19 protein-coding genes are annotated in these 21,190 nt (G+C 67.8%); 12 read left to right on the top strand and 7 right to left on the bottom strand.

Annotated elements, in window-relative coordinates:
• The first annotated feature begins 11 nt into the window (after positions 1-11).
• Complete coding sequence (locus tag LT948_RS04305) at positions 12-257, top strand: YgjV family protein (RefSeq protein WP_003092978.1); 246 nt, start codon at positions 12-14, stop codon at positions 255-257.
• Between the two features lie 58 nt (positions 258-315).
• On the opposite strand, the gene LT948_RS04300 is transcribed toward LT948_RS04305, so the two are convergent.
• Positions 316-1,590, bottom strand: a complete 1,275-nt coding sequence (locus tag LT948_RS04300) for a cation:proton antiporter (RefSeq protein WP_003092979.1) — start codon at positions 1,588-1,590, stop codon at positions 316-318.
• Positions 1,591-2,031: 441 nt separating this feature from the next.
• Here LT948_RS04300 and LT948_RS04295 point away from each other — a divergent pair, with 441 nt between their 5' ends.
• Genes LT948_RS04295 through LT948_RS04280 form a run of 4 tightly spaced genes read left to right on the top strand, consistent with a single transcriptional unit; the run spans position 2,032 to position 5,527 of the window.
• Entirely contained in the window at positions 2,032-2,754 is a 723-nt protein-coding gene (locus tag LT948_RS04295) for an ABC transporter permease (protein ID WP_003092982.1), read from the top strand.
• Positions 2,754-3,689, top strand: coding sequence for a glycine betaine ABC transporter substrate-binding protein (locus LT948_RS04290; protein WP_003105663.1), 936 nt, complete (start codon positions 2,754-2,756; stop codon positions 3,687-3,689). Before LT948_RS04295 ends, LT948_RS04290 begins: the two co-directional genes overlap by 1 nt.
• Positions 3,689-4,351: an ABC transporter permease gene (locus tag LT948_RS04285; protein ID WP_033991326.1), complete on the top strand. Its 663-nt coding sequence runs from the start codon at positions 3,689-3,691 to the stop codon at positions 4,349-4,351. The genes LT948_RS04290 and LT948_RS04285 overlap by 1 nt, the downstream gene beginning before the upstream one ends.
• Before the next feature lie 12 nt (positions 4,352-4,363).
• On the top strand, positions 4,364-5,527 hold the full coding sequence (locus LT948_RS04280) for an osmoprotectant ABC transporter ATP-binding protein OsmV (RefSeq protein WP_003113768.1): 1,164 nt from the start codon (positions 4,364-4,366) through the stop codon (positions 5,525-5,527).
• Positions 5,528-5,654: 127 nt separating this feature from the next.
• Here the strand turns inward: LT948_RS04280 and LT948_RS04275 are convergent, their stop codons facing one another.
• The 4 genes from LT948_RS04275 to LT948_RS04260 are packed head-to-tail and all read right to left on the bottom strand — an operon-like array spanning position 5,655 to position 10,472.
• Entirely contained in the window at positions 5,655-6,563 is a 909-nt protein-coding gene (locus LT948_RS04275) for an efflux RND transporter periplasmic adaptor subunit (RefSeq protein ID WP_003113767.1), read from the bottom strand.
• A 36-nt stretch (positions 6,564-6,599) separates the two neighbouring features.
• Entirely contained in the window at positions 6,600-6,800 is a 201-nt protein-coding gene (locus LT948_RS04270) for a DUF1656 domain-containing protein (protein WP_003111589.1), read from the bottom strand.
• Complete coding sequence (locus LT948_RS04265; RefSeq protein WP_003119252.1) at positions 6,790-8,985, bottom strand: FUSC family protein; 2,196 nt, start codon at positions 8,983-8,985, stop codon at positions 6,790-6,792. The genes LT948_RS04270 and LT948_RS04265 overlap by 11 nt, the downstream gene beginning before the upstream one ends.
• Positions 8,982-10,472 carry an efflux transporter outer membrane subunit gene (locus tag LT948_RS04260; protein ID WP_003105655.1) on the bottom strand — a complete coding sequence of 497 codons (1,491 nt, stop codon included), beginning with the start codon at positions 10,470-10,472 and terminating at the stop codon, positions 8,982-8,984. The genes LT948_RS04265 and LT948_RS04260 overlap by 4 nt, the downstream gene beginning before the upstream one ends.
• Positions 10,473-10,717: 245 nt before the next feature.
• On the opposite strand from LT948_RS04260, the gene LT948_RS04255 reads away from it, so the two are divergent.
• Complete coding sequence (locus tag LT948_RS04255; RefSeq protein WP_003092994.1) at positions 10,718-11,671, top strand: LysR family transcriptional regulator; 954 nt, start codon at positions 10,718-10,720, stop codon at positions 11,669-11,671.
• 94 nt (positions 11,672-11,765) lie between these two features.
• Entirely contained in the window at positions 11,766-12,743 is a 978-nt protein-coding gene (locus LT948_RS04250) for a 2-hydroxyacid dehydrogenase (RefSeq protein ID WP_003092995.1), read from the top strand.
• A 17-nt stretch (positions 12,744-12,760) separates the two neighbouring features.
• Here LT948_RS04250 and LT948_RS04245 read toward each other — a convergent pair whose 3' ends face one another.
• Positions 12,761-13,663: a DMT family transporter gene (locus LT948_RS04245; RefSeq protein WP_003092997.1), complete on the bottom strand. Its 903-nt coding sequence runs from the start codon at positions 13,661-13,663 to the stop codon at positions 12,761-12,763.
• A gap of 125 nt (positions 13,664-13,788) precedes the next feature.
• Between LT948_RS04245 and mdrR1 the strand changes: the two genes are divergently transcribed.
• The 4 genes from mdrR1 (at position 13,789) to fecA (ending at position 18,679) form a co-directional block, all read left to right on the top strand.
• Positions 13,789-14,670 carry a transcriptional regulator MdrR1 gene (gene mdrR1 / locus LT948_RS04240; protein ID WP_073657111.1) on the top strand — a complete coding sequence of 294 codons (882 nt, stop codon included), beginning with the start codon at positions 13,789-13,791 and terminating at the stop codon, positions 14,668-14,670.
• A 100-nt stretch (positions 14,671-14,770) separates the two neighbouring features.
• Positions 14,771-15,280 (top strand): sigma-70 family RNA polymerase sigma factor, encoded by a 510-nt coding sequence (locus LT948_RS04235; protein ID WP_003092999.1) that lies wholly within the window; start codon positions 14,771-14,773, stop codon positions 15,278-15,280.
• Positions 15,277-16,230: a FecR domain-containing protein gene (locus LT948_RS04230; protein WP_073657109.1), complete on the top strand. Its 954-nt coding sequence runs from the start codon at positions 15,277-15,279 to the stop codon at positions 16,228-16,230. The genes LT948_RS04235 and LT948_RS04230 overlap by 4 nt, the downstream gene beginning before the upstream one ends.
• A gap of 94 nt (positions 16,231-16,324) precedes the next feature.
• A complete protein-coding gene (fecA, locus tag LT948_RS04225; RefSeq protein ID WP_019484967.1) occupies positions 16,325-18,679 on the top strand; it encodes a TonB-dependent Fe(3+) dicitrate receptor FecA in 2,355 nt (784 codons plus the stop codon).
• 95 nt (positions 18,680-18,774) lie between these two features.
• On the opposite strand, the gene ivy is transcribed toward fecA, so the two are convergent.
• Positions 18,775-19,236, bottom strand: coding sequence for a lysozyme inhibitor Ivy (gene ivy, locus LT948_RS04220; protein ID WP_003093002.1), 462 nt, complete (start codon positions 19,234-19,236; stop codon positions 18,775-18,777).
• Between the two features lie 220 nt (positions 19,237-19,456).
• Here ivy and LT948_RS04215 point away from each other — a divergent pair, with 220 nt between their 5' ends.
• Positions 19,457-21,040 carry a peptide chain release factor 3 gene (locus tag LT948_RS04215; RefSeq protein WP_003093004.1) on the top strand — a complete coding sequence of 528 codons (1,584 nt, stop codon included), beginning with the start codon at positions 19,457-19,459 and terminating at the stop codon, positions 21,038-21,040.
• Positions 21,041-21,190: the final 150 nt, after the last annotated feature.

Here is a 21,190-nt window from a genome sequence, read left to right as displayed (position 1 = left end):
AGGATGCGCGCATGCATTGGCTGGACTACCTGCAATGGCCCGCCATGCTGGTCACGGTGGTGGCCGCCTGGCTGGTGGCGTCGGCGCACCGGCGAAGACGCAAGGTCGGCTTCTGGGTGTTCCTCGCCAGCAACCTGCTGTGGATCGCCTGGGGCCTGTACGCCCAGGCCTATGCGCTGATCCTGCTGCAGGTCTGCCTGGCGGCGATGAACCTGCGCGGCACCCATCGCAACGAAGCGCCACAGGACAGCGCCTGATGGCCGCCAACGAAAACGCCCGCCATGACGGCGGGCGCTCGCCTTGCGAAGGCCGCGCTCAGTGCGCCCCCTCGCTTTTCTCCAGCGGCTGGCCGGCGTAGATACGACGCACCAGCGGGCCGATGGAAAGCCCCTGGAGCAGGATCGATACCAGCACCACGATGTAGGTCAGGCTGAGGATCAGGTCGCGCTCCGGCCCCAGCGGCAGGGACAGCGCCAGCGCCACCGAGACGCCGCCGCGCAGCCCGCCCCAGACCAGGATGCGGATGGTGCCCGCCGGTACCTGCCGGTTGGCGCCACGGAAACGGCGCAGGACCAGGATCGCCGGCCCCACCGTGAGCAGGCGCGAGACCAGCACCGCGCCGCCGAGAGCGAAGGCCGCCGCCACGTGCAGCCAGGAGAACGGCAACAGCAGCAGCTCCAGGCCGATCAGGGCGAACAGCAGGGCGTTGAGGATCTCGTCGATCAGCTCCCAGAACTTGTCCACGTAGCGCCGGGTCTCGTCCGACATCGCGTAGTGGCGTCCGTGGTTGCCGATGATCAGCCCGGCCACCACCATCGCGATCGGCGCCGATACGTGCAGGCGCGCGGCCAGCGCGGCGCCGCCGATGACCAGGGCGAGGGTCAGCATGACCTCCACCTGGTACTGGTCGATGCCGCGCATCATCACGAACACGCCGTAGCCGAGCACCGCGCCGAAAAGCACGCCGCCGATGGCTTCCTGGACGAAGAGGATCGCCGTGGCGCTGACCGTGGGCGCCTCGCCGAGCTGGAGGATGCCGAGGATGATGGCGAACACCACCACCGCGGTGCCGTCGTTGAACAGCGACTCGCCGACGATGGTGGTCGCCAGCGGTTTCGGCGCGCCGGCGGACTTGAGGATGCCGAGCACGGCGATGGGGTCGGTCGGCGAGATCAGCGCGCCGAACAGCAGGCAGTAGATGAAATCCACCTGCCAGCCGAACAGCGGGAAGGTGTAGTAGGCCAGGCCACCGATGACGAAGGTGGCGATCAGCACCCCGGCGGTGGCCAGCAGGCCGATCGGCCACTTGTAGCTGCGCAGGTCGGAGAGGTCGACGTGCAGTGCGCCGGCGAACAGCAGCGCGGGCAGGAACCAGGTCATCAGCACTTCGGAGAAGTCGATGCGGCGGATGATTTCCTGCATCTCCACCTCGAGGATCGGATAGCCCAGTTCCGACAGACCCTGGACGATCAGCGAGAACACCAGCGCCGTGGCCATCACGCCGATGGTCGGCGGCAGGCGGATGAAGCGGTAGTTGACGTAGGTGAGCAAGGTGGTCAAGGCAATGAATGCCGCGACGAGATCGAGCATGACGCGGGGTACTCCCTTAGCAGAAGGTAAAACACCTACCCCAAAAGGCCGATCCGTGAACCGTGGGGTGCGAATGTCTGGAAAAGCCCGAGAAAATTTCGGAACCCGCATCATAACCGCAGAAAAGCCCTGGGCGTCGATCGCACCGATACGGTGCATGGCGCGCCGCCGACGCGGCAACGCCCTTCTCGCCCGCTCCCCCGGGAAAATTTCTTCGTTCGCCGCCAGCCCAGGCGAGACGGCGGCTGCGGCCGCTTGCCCAGGCCCGGTCATGGCACAAGCATGGCCGTTTCGTTGAACCTCCGCGAACGACGAACGGTCAACCCTTTCAGGGTCGGCAATTCGGTGCCCATCCGAAGCCTTTGATTTCCGGCCTGTTTCCGCGCTTCGACGAAGCGCCCGACAGCGTAGCCAACGCTCATTCCGAAGGGAGTCCCGACCATGGTGAAAACCTGTGGCAAGGCCCTGCTCGGCCTCTGCGCCGCAGCCGCCGTACTGGCCTTGCTGATCCACTGGATCACCCCCGCGACCATCCTCCACTACCGCGAGGACCTGCTGTTCTACTTGCAGGCCCACCTGGTGCTGGTCTTCAGTTCGATGGCGGCCGCCCTGCTGGTCGGCGTGCCGGCCGGCATCCTGCTCAGCCGTCCCGGCATGCAGGCCCAGGCCGAACGCCTGATGCAGGTGTTCAACGTCGGCAACACCATCCCGCCGCTGGCGGTGCTGGCCATCGCCCTGGCGATCATCGGCATCGGCAACGGCCCGGCAATCCTCGCCCTGTTCCTCGCCTCGCTGCTGCCGATCGTGCGCAACACCTACGAGGGCCTGCGCAATGTCTCGCCGGCGCTGAAGGAAGCCGCCACCGGCATCGGCATGACGCCCAACCAGGTGCTGCTGCGGGTGGAACTGCCGAACGCGGTGCCGATCATCGTCGGCGGCGTGCGCGTGGCCCTGGCGCTGAACGTCGGCTCCGCGCCGCTGGCGTTCCTGATCGGCGCCAACAGCCTGGGCAGCCTGATCTTCCCCGGCATCTACCTGAACAACCACCAGCAACTGCTGCTCGGCGCCGCCTGCACGGCGCTCCTCGCCCTGCTGCTGGACGCCCTGGTGGTGCTGTTCAGCCGCATGTTCCTGGAACGCGGCCTGACCGCCAAGGAGGCCTGATGAACCGACTGATCCGCTCACTCTGCCTGGCCTGCGCCGGCCTGTTCGCCGCCGGCCTGGCGCAGGCGGAAACCCTGCGCATCGGCGGCAAGACCTTCACCGAGCAGCGCATCCTCACCGCCATCACCGCGCAGTTCCTGCAGAAGCGCGGCTACGACGTGACGGTCACCACCGGCCTGGGCAGCACCCTGGCCCGCGCCGCCCAGGAAAGCGGCCAACTGGATATCGTCTGGGAGTACACCGGCTCGTCGCTGATCGTCTACAACCACATCGACGAGAAGCTCGACGCCGCGGCTTCCTACCGCCGGGTCAAGCAACTCGACGAAGCCCAGGGCCTGGTCTGGCTGAAGCCGACCCGCTTCAACAACACCTATGCCCTGGCCATGCCCGAGGAACAGGCCGAGCGCCTGGGCATCCAGAGCGTCAGCGATCTCGCGCGGGTGCTCGCCGAACAGCAGGAGGCCGAGCCCGGGAGCACCCACCTGTTCGCCATGGACCCGGAGTTCGCCGGCCGCCCCGACGGCCTCGGCCCCATGAGCGAGCTGTACGCCCTGCACTTCACCCGCAACGACATCCGCCAGATGGACGCCGGGCTGGTCTACACCGCGCTGAAGAACCGCCAGGTGTTCCTCGGCCTCGTCTACACCACCGACGGCCGCCTGAAGGATTTCAAGCTGCGCGTGCTGAAGGACGACAAGCAGTACTTCCCCTTCTACAACGCCGCCCCGGTGGTGCGTAAGGAGGTCATGCAGCGCCATCCGGAGTTCGCCACGCTGTTCGATCCGATCATCGAGCGGCTCGACGACGCCACCATGCAGGCGCTCAACGCGCGGGTCGATATCGAGCAGCAGACGCCACAGAAGGTCGCCGCCGACTTCCTCCGCGAACACCACCTGCTCGACGACGGCCAGGCCGGCCAGGGAGGTAGCCAGTAATGGACTTCTTCAGCGTGCTTTCCCATCTCGACTGGTCCCAGGTCGGCCAGCTCACCCTCCAGCACCTGCTGCTGGTACTGGTCGCCGTAGGCCTGGCGATCCTCGTCGGCGTGCCGCTGGGCGTGCTGATGACCCGCTTCACGTGGCTGGCCGGCTCGTTGCAGGGCGCCGCCACGGTGATGCTGACCATCCCCTCGATCGCCCTGTTCGGCCTGCTGATGCCGGTCTACTCGGTATTCGGCCAGGGCCTCGGGCCGCTGCCGGCGATCACCGCGGTGTTCCTCTATTCGCTGCTGCCGATCCTGCGCAACACCTACCTCGCCCTGACCGGCGTCGAAGCGGGCATCCGCGAGGCCGGCAAGGGCATCGGCATGACCTTCTGGCAACGCCTGCGGATGGTCGACATTCCCCTCGCGGTGCCGGTGATCCTCGCCGGCGTACGCACCGCCGTGGTGATGAACATCGGCGTGATGACCATCGCCGCGGTGATCGGCGCCGGCGGCCTGGGCGTGCTGATCCTCACTTCCATCAGCCAGAGCAACATGCCGATGCTGGTGGTCGGCGCGGTACTGGTCAGCCTCCTGGCCATCGTCGCCGACCTGCTGCTGCAATGGCTGCAACGCATCCTCACCCCCAAGGGACTGCGCGCCAGCGCGCACTGACAGGAGCCGAACATGATCGAACTGGACAAGCTCAGCAAGACCTTCACCCAGAAGAACGGCAAGGAGTTCCGCGCCGTCGATTCCGTCAGCCTGACCGTGGAGAAAGGCGAGATCTGCGTCTTCCTCGGCCCCTCCGGCTGCGGCAAGACCACCACCCTGAAGATGATCAACCGGATCATCCCGCCGACCTCCGGCCGCGTGCTGATCGACGGCCAGGACACCGCGGACCTCGACGAGGTCACCCTGCGCCGCCACATCGGCTACGTGATCCAGCAGATCGGCCTGTTCCCGAACATGACCATCGAGGAAAACATCATGGTCGTGCCGCGCCTGCTCGGCTGGGACAAGGCGCGCTGCAAGGAGAAGGCCCGCGAGCTGATGAGCATGGTCAAGCTGGAGCCCAAGCAGTACCTGCAACGCTACCCGCGCGAACTCTCCGGCGGCCAGCAGCAGCGCGTCGGGGTAATCCGCGCGCTGGCGGCGGACGCGCCGCTGCTGCTGATGGACGAGCCGTTCGGCGCGGTCGATCCGATCAACCGCGAGTCGATCCAGAACGAGTTCTTCGAAATGCAGCGCAAGCTCGGCATGACCGTGATCATGGTCAGCCACGACATCGACGAAGCCATCAAGCTGGGTGACAAGGTGGCGGTGTTCAAGAGCGGCCGGCTGCTCCAGTACGACCACCCGGACACCCTGCTGGCGCACCCGGCGGACGAGTTCGTCAGCGCCTTCACCGGCCAGGACAGCACGCTCAAGCGCCTGCTCCTGGTGCGCGCCGAAGACGCCGCCGACAGCAGCCTGGTCACCGCCCGGCCGCAGACCCCGGTGGCCGAGGCGCTGGAACTGATGGACGAGAACGACCGGCGCTACCTGATCGTGGTGGATGACCAGGGCAAGGGCCTGGGCTACGTGCGACGCAAGGACCTGCGCCGCCAGGAGGGCACCTGCGCGCCGTTCGTCACCCCGTTCCGGGTCACCGCCAGCCACGACGAGCACCTGCGCATCCTGTTGTCGCGGATGTACGAGTTCAACAGCTCCTGGCTGCCGGTGCTCGACCCCGACCAGCAGTTCCTCGGCGAGGTCACCCAGGAATCCATCGCCGACTACCTCAGCTCCGGCCGCTCGCGCGGCGGCAAGGGCCTGATCGTGTCGCCGGCCGAACAGGTCGGGGCCTAGGCCGCCGGGTGGATATTCACCGCCGGCAGCCGCCAACCGCAGCGTATTCCTGGCGAGTGGCGCCCTCTTCCGCCCCGCCGAAACGAAAAAGCCCGGCATCCGCCGGGCTTCTCCCTGCCCCTTCCACTCAACCGGCCCGCCCCGGCGCCTGCGCCGCCGAGGCCTGGTCGTCGCGCCCTTGCGGCTTGACGATCACCGTGCAGGTGATCCCCGCCGAGAGCAGCACGCCGTCCGGCACTTCGTCGATGTGTACCCGCACCGGCACGCGCTGGGCCAGGCGCACCCAGTTGAAAGTGGGGTTGACGTCGGCGGTCAGCTCGCGGCTTTCCGGGTTGTCGCGGTCGTAGATGCCGCGGGCGATGCTTTCCACGTGGCCCTTGAGGTGTTCGCCGCTCATCAGCTGCATGTCCACCGGGTCGCCTTCGCGGATGTACGGCAGCTTGGTTTCCTCGAAGTAGCCGTAGACCCAGTAGGAGTTCTTGTCGATCACCGCCATCTTCGCCTCGCCGACCCGCGCGTAGTCGCCACGGTGCACGTTGAGGTTGGTGACGTAGCCGTCGACCTGCGCCACCACCCGGGTGCGCTCCAGGTTCAGGCGCGCGGCGTCGAGCTGGGCCTTGGCCTGCTCGTAGTCGGCCATCGCCGCGGCGGCGGTGTTGTGGGCGTCGTCGCGGCTTTCTCGGGAGACCACCATCTCATCCATTTCCGCGCGCCGCCGGGCGTTCAGCTGGCGCATCTCCAGGGTCGCCTTGCGCGAGGCGACCAGCGACTCGGCCTGCTTCACCGCGATGCGGTAGTGGTCGGGGTCGATCTGCATCAGCAGGTCGCCTTTCTTCACCAACTGGTTGTCGCGCACCGGGACGTCGACGACGATCCCGGAAACGTCGGCGGCGACATTGATCACGTCGGCGCGCACGCGACCGTCACGGGTCCAGGGGGTGTCCATGTAGTTGACCCACAGGGTCCGCCCGATGAATACGGCGACCAGCAGGATCAGCAGGGTCGCCAGCAGGCTGATTACGGATTTCAAGGTCATGGTCGGCTCACGATAACGAAGAGGTGCGCTACCGCCTCAGCGGTAGATGGTCAGGGACAGGCCGCCGTACAGGCAGGCGAACAGGCTGACCCGGAACAGCGCCGGGTGCCAGGTGAAGCGATACAGGCCGAGCGAGGCGAAGATCCGGTCGAGCCCCCAGGTGAGCGCCGCGGCGATCACGAACAACAGCGTCAGGGTCGGCATGTAGACCCCATGGATGGCGATTTCACGAGGCATGGACGGTACCTTGGCCGCTCGTCCGACCGGCCAGTTCGGTCAGCGGCGAGGTCGGCGCGAGCAAGGAAGAACGGATGAAGTGCAGGTAGCTGCGCACCCGCCGTAGCGGCGAGCTGTCGAAGTGCGGCGCGCAGGGTTCGTCGGTGTGCCTGGCCGCGTGGATGGCCTGGTCGACGGCCGCCAGGGCGCGCTCCAGGTTCTCCGCGCCGGGGCGCACGAACAGCCGGATCAGGGCCCGCCCCATGGCGCGGATCGCCTGGCGCCAGGGCATGGCCTCGGCGTAGCAGGGTTCGTCCGGCAGGCGCTCCTGCTCGCGACGCAGCTCGATGATCGCGTGGCCGACCTCGAGCACCAGGAACATCCAGCGCAGCAGGCCGCGCTGCACGTCCGGGCGCCCGGCGGCGACGCCATAGGCCTGGTTCAGCAGGTCGCGGGTGCCGCTTTCGAAGGCCGAGCCAAGCCCCCTGCTCCTGCCGCTGATGGCGAATACCACGCGCATCCGCAGGTCGCGCTCGAGGCGCTTCCACAGCCAGGCGCTGTTGGGTGGCAGAATGACCGCGGCGGCCGCGGCCGAGAGCAGCATCGAGAGGATCAGGGCGATGTACTCGTTGATCACGTGGGCCGGGTCGTAGACGGTCAGGTTCGCCGGCACCGAACCGAAGCAGAAGAACACCAGCAGGCCGAGACCGTAGCCGGCCCACTGCGGCCGCGAGGAGATGAACGCGCCGAGGGCGAACACCGGCGCCAGCACCAGGCATAGCAGCGGGAAACCGTCGATGTGCGGGTAGACGAAGAACATCTCGCTGAAGCCGAGCAGCGCCGCCGCCATAGTGCCGATGGCCATCTGCATGGCGACCTTCTTCGGGTTCGGCGCCGCCGAGGCCAGCGCCGAGACCGCCACCGCGTTGAGGGCGAAGGTGCCGCCGCTGGGCCAGGTGCTGTAGATCCAGAAACAGCCGAACAGCAGGATCATCAACCCGGTGCGCATCCCCGCCACTGCCGCCGCCACCGCGTTGGCCTTGGCGGTGAAGGCGTCCTTCCACTGCTCGCGCTCGTGGCGGTGGGCGGCCAGCGAGGCATGGGTCAGGGCGTAGTCGTGCATTTCCTCGGCGAAACGGTAGAGCAGCTCGGCGGCGGTATTGAAGTCCAGCCGCGCCTCTTCACCCGGCTCCCGCGCCAGCAGCTCGCCGCGCGCCTGGCGGATACGCGCCATCAGGCGTTCGCGGCAGTCGGCGAGGCGCTGGGCGAAGCGCTCGGCGTCATGGTCGGTGACGGCGCGGCCACGGATCTCCTCGAGCAGCCCGGTGATTTCCTCCAGGCACGGCTCGAACGCATCCAGCACCTGGGTGGAGCCCTGCGCGCGCAAGCGTTCGAGCAACTGGTGGAGGGCGTGGAAACGGGTATTCATGGCCATGAACTCGCTGCTCAGGCGAATCAGCCGGCCATTGCGCAGGCGCATGTGCGGATCCTCGAAGGCGCTCGCCGCGCGCATCGTCTCCAGGCCCACCGCCTGGGCGGCGAAGGCCACGTTGCTGCTTTCGAAGCGCTCGCGCCCGCCGACCCCGCGCAGGCTGTCGAGGACGAACGCAGCGAACAGGCCGAAGCGCACGTACAGCGCATTGCGCATCGCCGCGCTGGTGGTCTGCGGCATGATCACCGCGCTGACCACCCCCGAGCAGAGAATCGCCAGGCTGATTTCCAGGACCCGCCAGATCGCCTGCATGAAGGCGCCTTCCGGATGGCTGGTGGCGGGGATGCCGATCAGCGTCGCGGTGTAGCCGGCGAGCACGCAGGCGTAGGAGCGGAAGTCACGGTAGCGGGCGGCCCCGGCGGTGCAGAGACCGATCCAGATCGCCGAGCTGAGCAGGAACAGCACCCGCTCCTGGGCGAACAGGGCGATCAGGGTGACCATCACGCTGAGGCCGACCAGGGTGCCGAGGATGCGGTAGAAGCTCTTGGCGAACACCTGGCCGCTCTGCGGCTGCATGACGATGAACACGGTGATGGTCGCCGTGCTCGGTTGCGGCAACTCCAGGCGCATCGCCAGCCAGAGGGTCAGGAAGGCCGCGCAGAGCACCTTGAACACGTAGATCCAGGTCGCCCCGTCGCTGCGCGCCCACTCGGCCAGCGCGCGCCGCCACTCGTCGCGGCTGGGCAGGGCGAAACCAGCGGAGCGGCCACTCATCGCGAAGATACCGCTCTGACCGGGACGTTCTCCGGCGCCAGCTTCCGCTGCGCCGGCGTATCGGCGCCGGCCCCGACGCCGCCGCCGAGGGCGGTGAGCAGGCTGGCATGGGCGGCCAGCCGGGCGGCCTGCACCTGCTCCTGGACCAGTTGCTGCTGGAACAGCCGAGTCTGCGCGTTGAGCACGTTGAGGTAATCGGTGAGGCCACGCTGGTAGGCCAGGGTGGCGATATCGTAGGTCTTCTGCGCGGAAGCCACCGATTGCGCGGCGAAGTCCTTCTGGATGTCCACCGAATGCAGGCGGATCAACTGGTCGGAAATGTTCTTCAGCGCATCCACCAGGGTCTGGTTGTATTGCTCCACCGCCGCGTCGTAGCCGGCCGCCGCCTCGCCCAACTGCGAACGCAGGCGGCCGCCGTCGAAGATCGGCAGGGTCACCGCCGGGCCGGCGCTGTAGGTGTACTTGGCGCTGCGGAAGAACTCCAGCATGCCGCCGCCGACGGCACTGAAGCCGACCGAGGCCATCAGGTCGACGTTGGGATAGAAGTCGGCGCGCGCCACGTCCACGCCCTTGGCCAGGGCGGCGACCTGCCAGCGGCGGGCGACCACATCCGGGCGGCGACCGAGCAGTTCGGCCGGCAAGGCGCTGGGCAGGCTCGGCTGCGCCGCCAGGTTCAGGCTTGGCCGGCGGATCGTGCGGCCCTCGCCCGGGCCCTTGCCGGCCAGGGCGGCGAGCAGGTTGCGGGTGAGCTGGATTTCTTCGTCGATCACCTCGATGCGGCGCTCGGTCTCGGGCAGCGGCACTTCCGCCTGGCTGACCTCGAAATGCGTGCCGATGCCGCCGCGCAGGCGACGCTGGGCCAGGGCGAGGATGTCGCGCTGCTGTTGCAGCATGGCCTTGGCGATGTCCATCTCGGCGTACTGCAACGAGAGCTGGACGTAGGCGCGCACGATGTTGCCCTCCAGCTCGAGCTGCGCCTGGCGCGCCTCGGCGGCGGCCATGTGGGCCAGGTCGACGGCGCGCTCGCTGTCGCTGCGGTCGCGCCCCCAGAGATCGAGCTTGTAGTTCAGGCCGATCTCGGTGGAGTTGTTCCAGGAAGTGGTCCGCGCCAGGTCGCCGGGGCCGTAGAAATAGTCGTCCGGCCAGCGGTGGCGGACCAGCGAGCCCTTGCCCTCGATCTGCGGCGACTCGATGGACTCCACCAGCCCGGCCATGGACTTCGCCTGGCGTACCCGCGCATGGGCTACCGCCAGGCCTGGATTGCCGTCCAGCGCCTTCTCGATCCAGGCGTCCAGCTGCGGATCGGCATACACCTTCCACCACTGCGCCTGCGGCCAGCCGGCCTCGCGGGCGGCAGCCTGGATCGCATGGTCGGTGGCCAGGGCGTTGGCGTCGAGCGTGGCGGCCTCGGGGGCGATATCGCCTGTACTGACACAACCGGATATTGCGGAGAAAACGACGAGAAAACCGACGAAGGAGCCGACCAAGGTCAGTTCCTTCCTGAGAGCACGCGGCACGTTGTCTGATCCTGGAGGGGCGAAGCACGGAATTTGAACGGTACGGGCGCCGTTCAACCCGCTCGAGCGTTCGTGCGCTCGGGGGCCGATGAATTTTAAGAGGCTGGCGGCTGCTGATAAGCTGGCTCAAGTGCGATTGTTTATTGCGTAATGTGAAATAATCCGCCCTCGCAACAATCTGACACACTTCTGCGCGTGCCTAGGAGGCCCCGTCGATGGACACCCTGCAAAACATGCGAGCCTTCGTCTGCGTGGCGGAAACCGGAAGCTTCACCGCGGCGTCCCAGCAGCTCAACACCACCACCGCCTATGTTTCGCGGGCGGTGGCCAACCTCGAGACGCACCTGCGCACCCGCCTGCTCAACCGTACCACTCGTCGCATCGCCCTCACCGAGGCCGGCCAGCGCTACCTGCTGCGCTGCGAGCAGATCCTCGCCTACGTCGAGGAAGCCGAGGCCGAAGCCAGCGATGCCCATGCCCGTCCCGCCGGCAAGCTGAAGCTGCATTCGATGACCGGCATCGGCCAGCACTACGTGATCCGTGCCATCGCCGGCTACCGCCAGCAGTACCGCGACGTGACCTTCGACCTGACCATGGCCAACCGCGTGCCGGACCTGCTCGACGAGGGCTTCGACGTGGCCATCGTGGTGGCCTCCGAGCTACCCGATTCCGGCTTCATTTCCCAGCGCATCGGCGAGACCTACAGCATTCTTTGCGCCTCGCCGGAGTACCTGCGCCTGAACGGCACGCCGAGCGAGCCTTCGGAGCTGGCCAGCCACGACTGCCTACGGCTGGTCAGCCCGGTGGTGCCGCTGGATCGCTGGCTGTTCGACGGCCCCAACGGCCAGGAAATGGTCTCCATCGGCGCCTCGCCGTTCCAGGTCAATGTCGGCGACGCCATGACCGAGGCAATCCGCTCCGGGCTGGGCATCGGCATCCTGCCGGTGTATTCGGCCATCGAGGACCTGGGCAAGGGCACCCTGGTGCGGGTCCTGCCGCAACACCGCCTGCAACAGCTCAACGTCTATGCGCTGTACCCTTCGCGGCAGTATCTCGACGCGAAGATCAAGACCTGGGTGGAATACCTCAAGGAAAGCCTGCCCGGCCTGCTCCAGCGCGACGAAGCGGCGCTGGTGGAGCTGGGCCTGGAACTCGGAAGACCCTCCTGAGCCGATAATCGCCCGCCCAGTGGCGGGCCCCTGCCCGCCGCTTCGATGGCGGTGGTATGGTCGGCGCTTTCGCTCCCGCTTGCAGAGTCCCGTCATGAAAAAGAACGTCTTCGTCTTCAGTCGCCTCGCCCCCGAGCATCTCGAACGCCTGCAACGCCAGTTCAACGTCCGCGTGCTCGAACCGAAACAGGGCGACATCGACGCCCAGTACGCCGCCGCCCTGCCCGATACCCACGGCATGATCGGCGTCGGCCGGCCGCTCGGCGCCAGGCAACTGGAACAGGCGAAGCAACTGGAAGTCATCTCCAGCGTCTCGGTCGGCTACGACAACTATGACCTGGACTACCTGAACCGCCGCGGCATCGCTCTCACCAACACGCCCGACGTCCTCACCGAGACCACCGCCGACCTCGGCTTCGCCCTGCTGATCAGCGCCGCGCGACGGGTCGCCGAGCTGGACGCCTGGGTCAAGGCCGGGAACTGGAAGCGCACCGTCGACGCCCCGCAGTTCGGCACCGACGTGCATGGCAAGAAACTCGGCATCCTCGGCCTCGGCCGGATCGGCGCGGCCATCGCCCGGCGCGGCCGTTTCGGCTTCGGCATGCAGGTGCTCTACCACGGCAACAACCGCAAGCCGGAACTGGAACAGGAACTCGGCGCGCGCTTCCTCGGCTTCGACGAACTGCTCGGCGAGGCCGATTTCGTCTGCGTGGTGGTGCCGCTGGGAGCGCAGACCCGGCAGTTGATCGGCGCGCGCGAACTGGGCCTGATGAAGCCCTCGGCGATCCTGGTCAACGTCGCCCGCGGCCAGGTGGTCGACGAGGCCGCGCTGGTCGCCGCCCTGCGGGAGAAGCGCATCCTCGGCGCCGGCCTGGATGTCTACGAGAAGGAACCGCTGGCCGAATCGCCGCTGTTCGCCCTGGACAACGTGGTGACCCTGCCGCACATCGGCTCGGCCACCCACGAGACCCGCCGGGCCATGGCCGAGCGGGCGCTGCAGAACTTCGAGGCGGCCTTGCGCGGCGAGCGGCCGCTGGACCTGGTCAATCCACAGGTGTGGCGACGCGGCTGAGCGCGCCTCCCTCTCCGCTAGGTCGAGCGCGCCGGCCCGGCCAGCGCCGGCGCCTTCGGCTTGCGGAACACCAAGACGTTGCCGAGCATCACCAGGACCAGCCCGGCCAGCGCCGGTGCGGTCCAGCGGTAGCCCTCGGCGAAGGCCGAGATGTTCAGCGCCACCACCGGGAACAGCACGGTGCAGTAGGCGGCGCGATCCGGGCCCATGCGCCCGACCAGGGTCAGGTAGGCGGTGAAGCCGATCACCGAGCCGGGGATCGCCAGGTACAGCAGCGAGCCGACGTAGCGCGCGCTCCAGTCGAAATTCAGCGGCACGCCCTGGAACAGGCACAGCGCCAGGAGGATCAGGGTGCCGTAGAGCATGCTCCAGGCATTGCCGGTGAGCGGGCGGATGCCGGCCTTCTGTTGCAGGCTGGAAAGCATGTTGCCGGTGGAGAAGCACAGCGTGCCGAGCAGGGCCAGGCCGAGGCCGTAGAAGGTTTCCGGGGTGGCCTGGTGACCCACCAGTTCCGGCCAGAACAGCAGCCCCAGGCCGAGCAGGCCGAGACCGCCACCGGCCATCACGTTCGACGCGATGCGCTGGCCGAACCACAGGCGGGCGTTCAGCGCATTCCACAGGGTGGCGGTGGAGAACACCACGGCCACCAGGCCGCTGGGAATCCACTGGCTGGCGGTATAGAAGCAGATGAAATTCAGGCAGAACAGGCATACGCCCTGGGCCATGCACAGGCGTTGGCCCCGTGCGTCGAGCCTTTGCAGGCGGCGGCCGAGCAGCAGCACGGCGAACAGCACCAGCGCCGCCAGGGCGAAGCGGTAGGCGATCGACAGGGTGATCGCCACCGGGCCCATCTGCAGTTTGATGGCGATCCAGGTGGTGCCCCAGATGAGCACGGTGAGCAGGTACAGCGAAAGATTCATGGCGACTCCGCAACGACAGGATGCCGTCAGTCTGCGGGCGAAGCCGGGCGCGACCATTGTCCATTCTTGCGCTTTTCATCCGCCGCCTCTCGCGGCAGCGTCCGGGCGCGGGTAGCATGGCCGGCATGCACCAACCCAGCGATTTCCAGGTATTCCGCACCCTCGACCGGACCTCCAATGCGCGCCTGCTGCGCAGCAGCACGCTCAGCGACGGCCTGGCGCTCGCCCATTGGTACCGCGACGAAGCGGAGATCCTCGGCTACAGCGACCCCGGCCATCACACCCTGTCGCTCTACCTGCAGGGCGGCTGGCAGACCTTCCGCCGCGATCGTCCCGGGCTCTATGGCGGCCCCGATCGCTTCTGCGTGATGCCGGCCGAACACCACTCCGACTGGGCGGTGACACGCGGCCTGGGCTTCATGCACCTGTACATCAGCCCGGAACGCCTGGCCGGCGCGGCGGTACGCACCCTCGATTGCGAACCGCGCAGCCTGCAACTGGAGGAGCGCACCTACATCCAGGACGAGCCGCTGGCCGCCCTGTGCCGGACCCTGGAACGACAGGACTGGAACGAACCCGGCGAGCGCCTGCTATGCACCAGCCTCGCCCACCAGGCGGTGGACCACCTGCTGCTCACCGGGTGCGGCAGACGTACCGACGTGCGCTGGCAGGGCGGGCTGGCCGCGCACGTGCGGCGGCGCCTGGCCGACTACATCGAAAGCCACCTGGAGCAGCCGCTGGAACTGGGGTCGCTGGCGGAGCTGGCGGCGCTCTCCGAGTACCACTTCGCGCGCATGTTCCGCGTCTCCTTCGGCCTGCCGCCGCACCGCTACTTGCTGGAACGACGCCTGGCGCGGGCCCGCGACCTGCTGGCGTACTCCGCGCAGTCGCTCCAGGAGGTCTCGCTGGCCTGCGGCTTCGCCAGTCCGAGCCATTTCAACCGGCGCTTCCGCGAAGCCCATGGCGCCACCCCGGGGCAGTACCGCGCCGCCCTGAAAGCCTCCTGAAAGCCAGGCGCCGACAGCCTGCGGTTGTAGGCAGGCATTCCCGCAGCATAAAATGATAACTATTATCATTCGTTAATCCTTCTGCTCCGGGAATGTCCAGGTGTCGAGCGCCGACCTCGCCCATGCGGCCGCGTTGCATACCCTCTACAGCGACCACCACCACTGGCTCACGGGCTGGCTGCGGCGCCGCCTCGGCTGCCCGCAGAACGCCGCCGACCTGGCCCAGGACACCTTCGTCAAGGTCCTGGTTTCGCGCCAGGCCGCGCGCATCGACGAACCGCGCGCCTTCCTCACCACCATCGCCCGCCGCGTGCTGTGCAACCACTACCGCCGCCAGGACGTCGAGCGCGCCTACCTGGAAGCCCTGGCCAGCCTGCCCGAGCGGGAAGTCCCCAGCGAAGAGACCCGCGCCATCGTCCTGGAGACCCTGGTCGAGCTGGACCGCCTGCTCGACGGCCTGCCGCCGCTGGCCAAGGAGACCTTCCTGCTGGCCCAGCTCGACGGCCTGGGCTACGCCGAGATCGCCACGCAGCTGGGCATCTCCCTGAGCAGCGTCAAGCGCTACATGCTCAAGGCTGCGCAACGCTGCTACTTCGCCGAGCTGCCATGAGCCTGCCCGCCGCACCCAAGGTGCCGCCGCAGGTGGCCGAACAGGCCGTGCGCTGGCTGGTCGAGCTGCAGGGCGGCGCCGACGACGAACGCCTGCGCCAGGCCTGGCGGCGCTGGCGCCAGGCGGCCCCGGAACACGAGCAGGCCTGGCGCCACATCGAGGCGGTCAACCAGCGCCTGGCCGGGATAGGCACGCCACTGGCCCTGGCCGCCATCAACGCACCGCATTCGCCGCAACGCCGGCGCGCGCTGAAGACCCTGCTGCTGGTCCTGGCCGCCGGCGGCAGCGCCTGGGGCCTGCGCGAGAGCGGCAGCCTGCAGCGCTGGAGCGCCGACTATGCCACCGGCGTCGGCGAACGCCGGCGCCTGGCCCTGGCCGACGGCAGTCGCCTCGAGCTGAACAGCGACACGGCGGTGGATGTCCGCTTCGATGCCGGCGAACGGCGCCTGCTCCTGCTGCGCGGAGAAATCCAGCTCAGCACCGGCCAGGACCCGCGCCCGCTGCACGTGTACAGCGCGGAAGGCCGGCTGCGACCGGTGGGCACCCGGTTCGACGTGCGCCAGTTCGCCGGACGCACCCGCGTCGCCGTCCACGAAGGCGCGGTGCAGGTGGAGAACCACGCCGGCCAGGGCCTGCTGCTGCCCAGCGGCCGGCAGCTGGACTTCGACCGCGAGCGACTCGGCGCTCCGCAGCCGCTGCCGGTCGGCAGCGGCGCCTGGACCGACGGCATGCTGGTGGCCGCCGGCATGCGCCTGGACGAATTCCTCGCCGAAGTCGCGCGCTACCGCCCCGGCCGGCTGGGCTGCGACCCGCGCATCGGCGGCCTGCGGATTTCCGGCAGCTATCCGCTGGACGATAGCGAGCGGATCCTCGCCACCCTGCCGGCGGTGCTGCCCGTGGAGGTACGGCGCGTCACCCGCTACTGGGTCGGCGTGCACCCGCGCGAATGAGCGGAAAGATATTTCCGCGCACCTGAGCCTTTTTCCCCACCTCGCGTGACAGAGGAGGAAAGCCAACCTCGAAAGATCCACTGGAGTGTCCCTCATGTCCCCGTCACGCGCCCTGTCGCCGCTCAGCCGCGCCCTGCTCCTCGCCTGCCTCGGCGGTCCCGTCCTGGTTTCCGCCGGCAGTGCCTGCGCCGCCGAGATCCGCACCGATGCCCGCCAGTACTACCGCCTGCCTGCCGAGCCGCTGGAGCAGGCGCTGAACCACCTAGGCCGCCAGGCCGGCGTGCTGATCGCCTTCAGCCCGGAACAGACCGCCGCGCGACGCAGCCAGGCGCTGGACGGCGAGTACACCCTGGAGGAAGCCCTGGCCGCCCTGCTCGCCGGCTCCGGCCTGGAGGCGCGCGCCCGCGGCGACGGCGCCTATACCCTGGAGGCGCTGCCGGTGGAAGACCCGGCCAACCTGCAGGCGCTCACCGTGGTCGGCGACTGGCTGGCCGACGCCAGCGCCGCCGACGTCTTCGAGCATCCCGGTGCGCGCGACGTGGTCCGCCGCGAGCAGTTCCAGGCCCAAGGCGCGGCCAGCACCCGCGAAGTGCTGGAGCGCATTCCCGGGGTCAGCGCGCCGCTCAACAACGGCACCGGCAGCCACGACCTGGCATTGAACTTCGGCATTCGCGGCCTCAACCCGCGCCTGGCGTCGCGCTCGACGGTGCTGATGGACGGCATCCCGGTGCCCTTCGCTCCCTACGGCCAGCCACAGTTGTCGCTGGCGCCGGTGTCCATCGGCAACATGGACGCGGTGGACGTGGTCCGCGGCGGCGGCGCGGTGCGCTACGGGCCGCAGAACGTCGGTGGCATCGTCAACTTCGTGACCCGGGCGATCCCCGAGGACTTCGCCACCAAGCTCGACGTGCACAGCGAACTCAGCCCCAGCTCCAGCCAGGACGGCCTGAAGACCACCCACAACGTGCTGATCGGCGGCACCGGCGCCAACGGCCTCGGCGGCGCCCTGCTCTACTCCGGCACCCGCGGCGGCGATTGGCGCGAGCACAGCGATACGCGGATCGACGACCTGATTCTCAAGGGCCGCTTCCAGCCCAGCGACGAACACGCGTTTTCGGCGATGACCCAGTACTACGACGGCGAGGCCGACATGCCCGGCGGCCTCAGCGCCGCGGCCTACCGCGACGATCCGTACCAGTCGACCCGTCCCTACGACAAGTTCTGGGGCCGCCGTACCCTGGCCAGCGCCAGCTACGAATACACCCCCAACGCCAGCCAGAAGCTCAACGTCACCGGCTTCTTCACCAAGACCCTGCGCAGCGGCTACCTCGACCAGGGCCGCAACCTCACCCTGTCGCCGCGCGAATACTGGGTGCGAGGCCTGGAAACCCGCTTCAGCCAGGGTTTCGAGCTGGGCGAAAGTCGCCACGAAGTGGGCATCGGCCACCGCTACGTCAACGAAGCCAGCCACGAGCTGCGCTACTGGACCCGCGCCGACAGCGGCCAGCTACCCAGCACCGGCAGCCGCAACGACCGCGACACCCGCGGCAGCACCGAAGCCAACGCGTTCTACATCGACGATCGCATCGATATCGGCAACTGGACCATCACCCCCGGCATCCGCTACGAGAAGATCGATTCCGAACAGAAGAACCTACTGAAGAACAGCAAGGACAGCGGCCGCTACAACGCCTCGCTGCCGGCGCTCAACGTGATCTACCACCTCACGCCGAGCTGGAACCTCTACGCCAACACCGAGGGCTCGTTCGGCACCGTGCAGTACAGCCAGATGGGCAAGGCAGTGCAGAGCGGCGACATCGAGCCGGAGAAGGCCCGCACCTGGGAACTCGGCAGCCGCTACGACGACGGCATCCTGCGCGCCGAACTGGGCGCCTTCCTGATCAACTTCGACAACCAGTACGAGAGCAACCAGCAGACCGACAGCGTGACCGCCCGCGGCAAGACCCGGCACAAGGGCATCGAGGCGGCGATCGCCTACGACCTGGCCGATCTCGACCCGCTGCTCTCCGGCTTCGACGTCTATGCCAGCTACGCCTACGTCGACGCGAGCATTCGCGAGGACGGGCCGAACAAGGGCAACCAGGTGCCGTTCTCCTCGAAGCACAAGGGCACCCTTGGCGCCAACTACCGCACCGGCGCCTGGAGCTACAACCTCGACGGCAGCTTCCAGACCAGCCAGTACGCCGACAACGCCAACACCGAGAGCGAAAGCGCCGACGGCAGCACCGGGCGGATCGCCGGCTGGATGGTCTGGAGCGCGCGCGGCACCTACGACTTCGGCCCGCAACTGAACGACCTCAAGCTCGGCCTGGGGGTGAAGAACCTGTTCGATCGCCGCTACTACACCCGCTCGTTCGACGACAACAACAAGGGCCTCTACGTCGGCCAGCCGCGCACCCTGTACGTACAGGCCTCGGTCGGTTTCTGAAGGAAGACCGCGGGAGCGCATGGCGCAACGGCGGACGATCGCCAGCGATCATCCGCCCTTCCCGCCGCCGGGCCTGGTCCCCCTCAGGCCCGGCGTCACTTCCAGTTCGGATCGCTCTCCAACTGTTTCATCAGCAGCTCGCGGACCTGCCTGGAGGGTTCGCCGTACCAGCGATAGGTGGCGTACTTGCTCGGCGTCTGCATGACTTCGGCGGGCTCGTCCGGCAGGCTCACCTGCAGCCCGTAGGCGGCACTCTTGTCGCCACGGAACGCCACCAGCAGGCGGTTGTTGCCGCAATCGTGGGGTTTGCAACTGTTGGCCAGGACGTAGGGCTGGCCCTCCAGGCTCAGGCTGGTGGACGGGGAACTCGGGCCGCTGGCGTCGGAAACCCATTTCGGCACGTCGCTCTCGCCCTTGAACATGGCGTGCCAGGTGGCCTTGTAGCCGGGCTGGCCGAGCAGTTCGAACAGCCGCGGCTGCTCCTCGGCCTGCGCCGGCGCCCAGTGCAGCGCCGCGCCCAGCAACGCCAGGGAGAGCAGTCTGGATACTCCGTTCATGGTGATTTCCTTCGATCGGGTGAAATGAAAGCAGTCTATCCGGCGGTGGCCGCCGCTGGCTGCTTGGAACGGCACGACTGCGACAAGTTCGCTGTCCACCGGCCATTCCATCGATCGCCGGATGACAGGCATCCCGACGCGCCGCGTTTTACCGCTATAATCCCGCGTTTTTCCGGGCCGTCCCGCGCCCACGCCAACGGATTCCAGCAGGCACGCATCCATGACCACTCAGGCCGCCGAAGTCGCGAAGCGCCGTACCTTCGCGATCATTTCCCACCCCGACGCCGGTAAGACCACCATCACCGAGAAGCTCCTGCTGATGGGCAAGGCGATCGCCGTCGCCGGTACCGTGAAGTCGCGCAAGTCCGACCGCCACGCCACGTCCGACTGGATGGAGATGGAAAAGCAGCGCGGCATCTCCATCACCACCTCGGTGATGCAGTTCCCCTACCGCGAGCACATGATCAACCTGCTCGACACCCCCGGCCACGAAGACTTCTCCGAAGACACCTACCGCACCCTGACCGCGGTGGACTCGGCGCTGATGGTGCTCGACGGCGGCAAGGGCGTCGAACCGCGGACCATCGCCCTGATGGAAGTCTGCCGGCTGCGCGACACGCCCATCGTCAGCTTCATCAACAAGCTCGACCGCGACATCCGCGACCCCATCGAGCTGCTCGACGAGATCGAGGCGGTGCTGAAGATCAAGGCCGCGCCGATCACCTGGCCGATCGGCTGCTACAAGGACTTCAAGGGCGTCTACCACCTGGCCGACGACAGGATCATCGTCTACGTCCCGGGCCACGGCCACGAGCGCATCGAGACCAAGGTCATCGAAAAGCTCGACTCCGACGAAGCCCGTGCCCACCTCGGCGATCTCTACGACAATTTCGTCGAAGAGCTGGAGCTGGTGCAGGGCGCCTGCCACGAATTCGACAAGGACGCCTTCCTCAAGGGCGAGATGACCCCGGTGTTCTTCGGCACCGCGCTGGGCAACTTCGGCGTCGACCAGGTCCTCGACTGCATCGTCGACTGGGCGCCGCAGCCGCTGTCGCGCGCCACCCACGAACGCAGCGTGGAGCCGACCGAGGAGAAGTTCTCCGGCTTCGTGTTCAAGATCCAGGCGAACATGGATCCCAAGCACCGCGACCGCATCGCCTTCATGCGCATCTGCTCGGGCAAGTACGAGAAAGGCATGAAGATGCGCCACGTGCGCCTGGGCAAGGACGTGAAGATCGCCGACGCGCTGACCTTCTTCTCCTCCGAGCGCGAGCAACTGGAAGAGGCCTATGCCGGCGACATCATCGGCCTGCACAACCACGGCACCATCCAGATCGGCGACACCTTCAGCGAAGGCGAGAACTTCGGTTTCACCGGCATCCCGCACTTCGCCCCGGAACTGTTCCGCCGCGTGCGCCTGAAAGACCCGCTGAAGTCCAAGCAGTTGCGCCAGGGCCTGCAGGAACTGGCCGAGGAAGGTGCGACCCAGGTGTTCTTCCCCGAGCGCAACAACGACATCATCCTCGGTGCGGTGGGCGTGCTGCAGTTCGACGTGGTCGCCAGCCGCCTGAAGGAGGAATACAAGGTCGAGTGCGCCTACGAGGCGATCAACGTCTGGTCGGCACGCTGGATCGAGTGCGACGACGAGAAGAAGCTCAAGGAGTTCAAGGACAAGGCCTTCGAGAACCTCTCCGTGGACGGCGGCGGGCACCTCACCTACCTGGCGCCGACCCGCGTCAACCTCAGCCTGATGGAAGAACGCTGGCCGGACATCCGCTTCCGCGCGACGCGCGAGCATCACTGATCGCACGGGAGGAGCCAGGAACAGCCTCCCTGTCTCCTCCCGCGGCGGTCTCGGCGCAGGGCGGATAACCCTATCGCGGCTATCCGTCGCTCCAGCGCGGTATCGGCGGACAGCCCCTGCGCAGGCAAAGCGAACGCGACGCTGCGCGAA

This window comes from Pseudomonas sp. CP-1, assembly GCF_021213715.1.
GTDB classification, from domain to species: Bacteria; Pseudomonadota; Gammaproteobacteria; order Pseudomonadales; family Pseudomonadaceae; genus Pseudomonas; species Pseudomonas aeruginosa.
Note: the sequence above shows the minus strand (reverse complement) of the source record. Positions and strands in the feature narration are given on the sequence as shown.